This window comes from Pseudomonas sp. SIMBA_067 (genome assembly GCF_046534675.1).
Classification (GTDB): Bacteria; Pseudomonadota; Gammaproteobacteria; order Pseudomonadales; family Pseudomonadaceae; genus Aquipseudomonas; species Aquipseudomonas putida.
Genome location: NZ_JAWRYH010000284.1, coordinates 1 through 279, shown reverse-complemented (window position 1 = coordinate 279; position 279 = coordinate 1). Strand labels below are relative to the sequence as shown.

The window sequence follows — 279 nt, the reverse complement described above, 5'->3', positions numbered from 1 at the left end:
TGGCCCTGTTCGCTGACTTCGTAGGCCTGCCAGACCTGCTGGTCCAGCAGCACATACAGGTAACCCATGCGCAAGGTGCGCAGGCCCATCTTGGCTGTAACGTGCAGGCTACCGGCGACGGTGGTGACGCAACCTGGGCGCGCATCCGGCACCAGGGCGCGACGTAGCGGCAGGATCGGCAGGCCCTGGCGTTCGCAAGACATGCACTGGTCAGAAGGGAGCCCGGCTTCGGCTGCCGCAATGGCGATACGTTGGCTGATTGTCAAAAACGACCTCGCG

General features: G+C 64.2%; 1 protein-coding gene. It reads right to left on the bottom strand.

Going from position 1 to position 279, the window contains the following annotated elements:
- Positions 1-266, bottom strand: a 266-nt coding sequence (locus tag SB765_RS29105) for a toxin VasX (RefSeq protein ID WP_410932416.1), incomplete at its 3' end; no start/stop codon positions are given.
- Positions 267-279: the final 13 nt, after the last annotated feature.